The following is a 6,513-nucleotide window of genomic DNA, read 5'->3' on the forward strand; positions in this document are numbered from 1 at the left end:
ATTTTTTTTACGAGTCATTATAATAGTGCGGCTCTATCTTATTGATTTATATTAGCTATACGCAGGTCGTTTTGGAGGGCATTCCGGTTAAGTAGTCCCTTGCTTAAATTTAGCGAGAGACTGGTTGATCGATAGGGTAGGCTGGGTTGTCAATAGGTGATATGACTCAATGCTATGTGTCATATCACACATAAACCAACTTGATTAAAGATAGGCTTCAGCCAAAATCGAAACGGCATTGATGATTAGGGACTAATTCTGGCGTTATTCTCGAAAGGTCTCCAAATATAAAACAAAAGAACAAAAAAAGGGGGGGCTGGCTACAGGGTAAACGCATTAAAACAGAATATAAAATCAAATGGTTATAATGCATAGTGTTTTCAGTAATTTCATAGTAGCAGTTTTTAGTGCCACAAAATAAAAACTAACAAATAAAATGTTCTGCAAGCTTAGGTTGAATAGTCGTAACATATTGATATGGGATCTATTTTAATGCGTTTACCCTGGGGCAGGTTAGTTTTTTCTTCCCCCTTTTTCTTCTTTTCATCAATTACTTCGCATTTGCGTAATGAAAGGTTTATTAAGCGCATTATCCGAGTAATTTAGCCGCTCTCCTCATTTTTAAAAAATATCAGTGCCGCAGGCAAGATCGGGAAAGTGAAACATCGATAGGAGGGTGTGTGATATCACGCACTTTTGTGTCTAGTCACGTGTTTTTAGCATGGTTATCGGGGTTTTGATTTTCGAAGCCGCAACTGCAAGCCGTAAACCTAAAGCGTTTCGGCTAGCTTTTAAATAATAAAAAGCTAGCTAAAACAAAGTAATAAAAACGCATCAAAGTTCGTTTCGACTTAAGTCTAGGAAAATTTATCTTCATATTCAGTGTGGCTCGTATTTTGCTTAACATATAAAGTTGCATTTTTGTAGCTATGGTAAGTTGCCACACTCGTCGCAAGGCGGGGTCGGAAAGCCGCGGGTCTGATTCAGATAGCCGGGTTACCTCCTAGGAGCTTTGGGGAGAGCAGGAAAGCATATCGATAATGGGGGTTATCGATACGGCAGTCTCGCAATACAAGCTCGCTAAACTGGAGTTGTTTATTTCGGCGGACGGCCTAAAAACATCAGACAATTCCAAAATTTAACGACAACTTAAATCTACCACACCCGGATAAAAAAAACGTGATGTGGTTTGGGGAATTAAATAATGAATATATCTGTACAATCTGTGTTCAAGTCTACATTGGCCGTAGCGACTTTGGCATTGACTAGCGGCGCCGCGATGGCAGCCGGTGCTGTCAATCCCAATGGATCTGGCCAAGGCAATTCGTTCTGGGTAGACGGCAATGTGATTTCAAGTGCAGGCGGCTCTATTGCAACCAACGCCTTTACAACTAGCGTAAATGGTTACGCGAGTAACGCTGCATTGGGTAATGCTGCATGGGCTCATGCAGGTAACAAATGGTTTACATTTTATTTGACAGAATCCGCAACAACTACGGTTTCCGTTGCAGCAGTCAATGCCGGTGATATGTCACCGGGCTTTACAGTGTGGCGGACTGACGGCGAGTTCGACGGCGGAACTGGCGGTACCGGTGAAGTACCTGGTATCGCTAGCGGCCCACAAGGTGTTCCACACTCTTTCAACCAAGTCGGAGCGATTGGAACTTACGGAACCTATTGGATGACCGATGACAGTATTACGACTCCCGCTTATGGTGTTGACAACAAGGCAGTCGGCAACAGTGCAAACGGAGCATTGGAAACGATGGGCTACGCGAATTCAGGCCCAGCTTCCGGAACAACAGCCTGGGGCGCGGAGTTACAAATTGGCGCTTACGACGGCAATGGTTTGGTGAGTGGTTCTATTGTACCGGGCGAATCTGCCAGTTTGATGCTAAACGATCTGGCGGCTGGTTGGTACGCGGTCTATGTGGGGGGCGCTGATGGGGCATTGGGTGGTTCGCCGATGACTATGGCTGTATCTAGCGTTCCGGTTCCAGCAGCTGTTTGGTTGTTCGGCACTGCATTGGTCGGCTTGATTGGGGGCGCACGAAGAAAGGCTCAAGCATAAAGGGCAGTTTCAAGGAGATATCGAAGCGCACGGAAGCGCAAACTTACTTTTGGCTAAGTCTGTGTCTAACTGAGCTTGGATTAAATATAGGGTTGTAAAAGAAATCTACCTTTGTATTTAGTACTGCCAGTTTTAATGGCATGGTCGCTCAAGTTTAAATTTTTTTAGAATTAAAATAATGAAGGATTCTAATAAATGAACCTTCGGAGTTGATAGATGACAAGTTTTCGTCATGTTTATTTTTATGTTTTGGGGTTGGTTGCTTTATTGATAAGCCATTCTGTCTCCGCGACAGGCGTAGGTCCCATGCCGATTAGTCTCAAGCATTTGCAAGTGCCTGAAGTACCGGGCTTGCTGGATGGTGCCGAGCCAATTGTAGTTAACAAAAATGCAGCCATCGCGCTTGGAAAAGCATTGTTTTGGGATACGAATGTCGGAAGTGATGGAATGGCTTGCGGTTCATGCCATTTTCACGCCGGCGCCGATCGTCGAGTCAAAAATCAGTTAAATCCGGGAGCTAAGTCCAAATCATTAGAAGAACAAGCATTCGATCTGTCATCATCCAATGATGAAATGGGGCCCAATTATACTCTTAGTCGCCGCGATTTCCCTTTTCATCGCCGATTCAATCCTTTGAGTCATGCATCACCGGTATCATTTAATTCTGACGATGTGGTTTCGTCATCAGGGACTTTTAGTGGCGAATTTATCAATACCAGTCGAACAGGTAATGCAAATGATGCATGTGACCGCGATGCGGACCCGGTTTTTCATGTCAATGGAACCAATACCCGTAGAGTCGAACCCCGCAATACGCCAACTGTGATTAATTCGGTTTTCAATCATCGAAATTTTTGGGATGGACGCGCAAATAATGTTTTCAATGGAAGTAGTTCATGGGGGGATCGTGATCCTGATGCAGGTGTTTGGGTAAAAATCAATACTCGCAATGTTGCCAAACAAAGGTTGCATTTAATCAATTCTTCGTTGGCATCACTGGCAGTGGTTCCTCCCCTTAGCGATACGGAAATGGGCTGTAGAAGCCGAACGATGATGGATGTCGGAAGGAAATTGTTAGCGCGTCGGCCTTTAGAAAATCAAAAAGTCCATTGGAACGACAGTGTTTTGGGTGGTCTGAGTTTTAGTAAACCCGGTAATTTAAAAAATGGGCTGAATACAACGTATTCGAATTTAATTAAACAGTCTTTTAACAATAAATATTGGTCATATACTCGGCGAGGCAAATTTGGCGGTCCTTCTGGTGAATTGCCTTATGATCAGATGGAAGCGAATTTCGCAATGTTTTTTGGATTGGCCCTGCAGCTTTATCAATCCACGTTGATTTCGGATGAATCGCCTTTTGATCTAAGTGCTAGAGATAGCAGTCAACAACCTATTGATTTGACCGCCTCCGAGCGAAGAGGCTTGGATTTGTTTAGAGAAAGCGAATGCAATCTCTGTCATATAGGTCCAAACTTTACCGCGGCGGCAATAAATTCGAATGCTGAGTTGAATAAAGCGCATCCTGAAGTGTTCGGAGACGTTGCGTTTCATATGAGCGCATCAAAAAATGTTGTTAATCGTATTCTGATTACCACTTCCGCAGCATTTTTCGATAGTGGATTTGCTTCAACGGGCGTTGCCGAAGAAAATAGTGATGTCGGTGTCGGCGGTGTTGATATATTCGGACACCCATTATCGTTCAGTTTGCAGTATATGCAGCATTTGGCCGGAAACGAAGAAGCAGTCGTTGATAATGTAGTTAAATTAAGCCGCGCATGTGATTTTCAATTGCCGCTTGCGATGAACTCTATTCCCCCTTATCTAACCAGTCTTTTTACACCGCTCGATGGTGTAGTACCGCAACCGCAATCGACTGAGGATTGTTTTCTTCCGTTGACACATGCTTATTTACCATCTCCAGAAGCAGCTCAAGCCGAATTAAGTAAAACGGATACTGTAAAAATGGTTGCCGCTGTAAAGGGAGCATTTAAAATTCCTGGCCTTCATAATGTTGAATTGACGGGCCCATATATGCATAACGGCAGCATGGCAACTTTGGAAGAAGTGATCGAATTTTATACGCGTGGAGGTAACTTTCATCATCACGCCAAACAAATCGACAAAGTATTTCCACTCGCGAATCTCCAGTTTTCCGAGCAAAATCGTGCTGATCTCGTTGCTTTCTTAAAAACATTGACGGATGACCGGGTTAAGTATGAAAAAGCTCCGTTCGATCATCCCGAGATAAAAATTCCGCACGGTCATGTCGGCGATAATCTCGCAGTCAACGACGGGCACTCGTTGTCGCCCAATTTAGCGCAAGATGAATTTTTACTGATCGAAGCGGTAGGGGCAGAAGGCAACATGTCGCCGCTATTACCGTTCGAAAATTATTTGGCTCCATAAATGCGAATTAAGATCTCATGAAAGAGCTATTAAACTGTCTTACGCCGAAAATCTTGGAAACGGGGCTAGCGAAATGAACATTTTTAGTCACCGATAGCCGGAGCACCGAGTGTTTTGCTGAAATCTGTGCGAATAGCGCAGACGGAGGCAAAATAAATACAAGGCATTACGAGCCGGCGTCAAGCCATCTGCGAGAGTGCTACGGATCCGTATCGAGTTTACGAGGATGTGGTGTAGTGGTGCGAACGCTGGGAGGAATCGGGGGGCCGAAGGCAATAGCAGCGAGTCGCGTAATTTTTGCTGATTTTACAAGCAGGATGTCCGGATAAATCTTTCGCAAAAATAGCGACTACGCTGGAATAGTCATATCAAATTTCCGAACACAATATGTATCATCATTTTGTATAAGGTTAAGCCTATTCGAACCCCAAAATGCCGTAGCTTATATGTAATCAGTTATTCTCAAGTCTTCAAATATCTACAAAATACCCCTAATCCTCATCTTTCTGTAAAGTGGTAAATACCCTTCATAGCGGAATATCGTTGTTATTTACTAAAAACAGTTGATGCTATAATCCTTGCATATCCTTGAGTTCGAGAAGCAGTCGTCGTGATTGCTGTCCTCAAGTTAAACCGGGCATCCTTCCAATTTGTAAATTGCGTAGCCTTGCTTGTCGATTTGTTTCCTCAATTCCGGCGGTGCTTCGGTGCTATGGCAAAACATGCAATTCGTTTGGTTGACAATGGCATTGGGTTCGCCAATATCGGTAAGCCATTCTTTTGCGTAAGTCATGGCTTTATCCTGGTCTTTTTCATCAAGAACTACGTCAAAGTGCATTATCTTTCCTTTGGCGGTCTTAGCATAGGTATCGTATACGTGGGATATGGGCATAATGATTAAGTCCTCTAAAAAAGCCGGCGGAAAATCCGCCGGTATTAAAGTTCTAATACGAGGGATAGCAATGTCCTTCCTGGATGTAAAAAAAGCATGACAGAAAGTCATTATTTGTTTCGAATCGAAACAAGTGTTAATGTATGATAATATCTCTGCAGTTGTCAACAGAGAGTTAATACTTAATTAGCCGATTGCCATGGAAACAGCCGATATATACAAAGTCATTGAGCGCATGGCGGCCTTGATCAGGTCCGAAGAACGCAAAAGATGCACAGAACTGGGTATTCAGATCGTTCATTTTCAAGTTTTGGATTATTTGTCTCGATGCAATAAATATAGTGATACGCCTGCGGCATTGACCCATTATTTGGGCATGACCAAAGGAACCGTTTCACAGACTTTACTGTTATTGGAAAGAAAAGGATTTATTCGGAAAGTCCCCGACCTTGCCGACAAGCGCATGGTCCATTTGCAATTGGTTGCAGAGGGATGGGAGGTGTTGCGTCAAGCTTATCCGAAGGACTTATTTAATAAGGCTGCGGAATTCCTTGAAAAAAATTGTCCGGAGGTCGGTGATGCGCCTTTCATCGAAGCTTTGACCGCATTGCAAAAAGCGCACCAGTCACATTCTTTCGGGCTTTGCGGAACATGCAAATATTTTACGACCAAGCCCGAAGGTTTCTTTTGCGGTTTGACTGGAGAACCGCTCACAAAATCCGATAGCGAAAAAATCTGCCAGGAACATACCGTTCCTTGAGGATTTGGCAAAAAATCATTTTTCGACAAAATTTTCTGTGCCGACATTCTCGGGTACTCAAGGTATACTCGATCTTGCCTTCGCGGCACTGAATTCCGCCACAAATCCGTATGGAACGGATTTGCAATTACCAGGAGTGAATCCCTGGCGGAATGACGCTTAATTTGGCGCCTCTGTTCATTCCTACCTAATTCCCTTTTTTAAAGCTATGTATGCGGTAATAGTTGAAAACACCCGCTACTATCGGAAGCACTTTTAAATCCAAAATGAATCCTGATTAGCAAGATGCTTCAGCTTGCCGAAGCCAAGTGTCCGAGCAGGGGCCGGTCGTAGTCGCAAAAACTAAAATATGCTGTTACCCAAGCTCCAGCTTGGGTAACC

3 protein-coding genes, 1 pseudogene and 1 riboswitch are annotated in these 6,513 nt (G+C 43.7%); of the genes and pseudogenes, 3 read left to right on the plus strand and 1 reads right to left on the minus strand.

Features of this window, described 5'->3' with window-relative positions; all coding sequences use genetic code 11:
- The first annotated feature begins 929 nt into the window (after positions 1–929).
- Positions 930–1,004, plus strand: a riboswitch (cyclic di-GMP riboswitch).
- Between the two features lie 200 nt (positions 1,005–1,204).
- Together ACRJJO_RS06790 and ACRJJO_RS06795 are read left to right on the plus strand one after the other, a co-directional pair.
- A complete protein-coding gene (locus ACRJJO_RS06790; protein ID WP_431065114.1) occupies positions 1,205–2,071 on the plus strand; it encodes a hypothetical protein in 867 nt (288 codons plus the stop codon).
- Between the two features lie 798 nt (positions 2,072–2,869).
- A pseudogene (locus ACRJJO_RS06795) lies at positions 2,870–4,480 on the plus strand (cytochrome-c peroxidase); the annotation flags it as partial.
- Positions 4,481–5,108: 628 nt separating this feature from the next.
- On the opposite strand, the gene ACRJJO_RS06800 reads toward ACRJJO_RS06795, so the two are convergent.
- Positions 5,109–5,483: a DUF2024 family protein gene (locus ACRJJO_RS06800; RefSeq protein WP_431065115.1), complete on the minus strand. Its 375-nt coding sequence runs from the start codon at positions 5,481–5,483 to the stop codon at positions 5,109–5,111.
- An 88-nt stretch (positions 5,484–5,571) separates the two neighbouring features.
- Here ACRJJO_RS06800 and ACRJJO_RS06805 point away from each other — a divergent pair, with 88 nt between their 5' ends.
- Positions 5,572–6,132, plus strand: coding sequence for a MarR family winged helix-turn-helix transcriptional regulator (locus tag ACRJJO_RS06805; RefSeq protein ID WP_404356734.1), 561 nt, complete (start codon positions 5,572–5,574; stop codon positions 6,130–6,132).
- Positions 6,133–6,513: the final 381 nt, after the last annotated feature.

Origin of the sequence: Methylotuvimicrobium sp., assembly GCF_050611805.1 — a bacterium.
Taxonomy (GTDB): Bacteria; Pseudomonadota; Gammaproteobacteria; order Methylococcales; family Methylomonadaceae; genus Methylotuvimicrobium.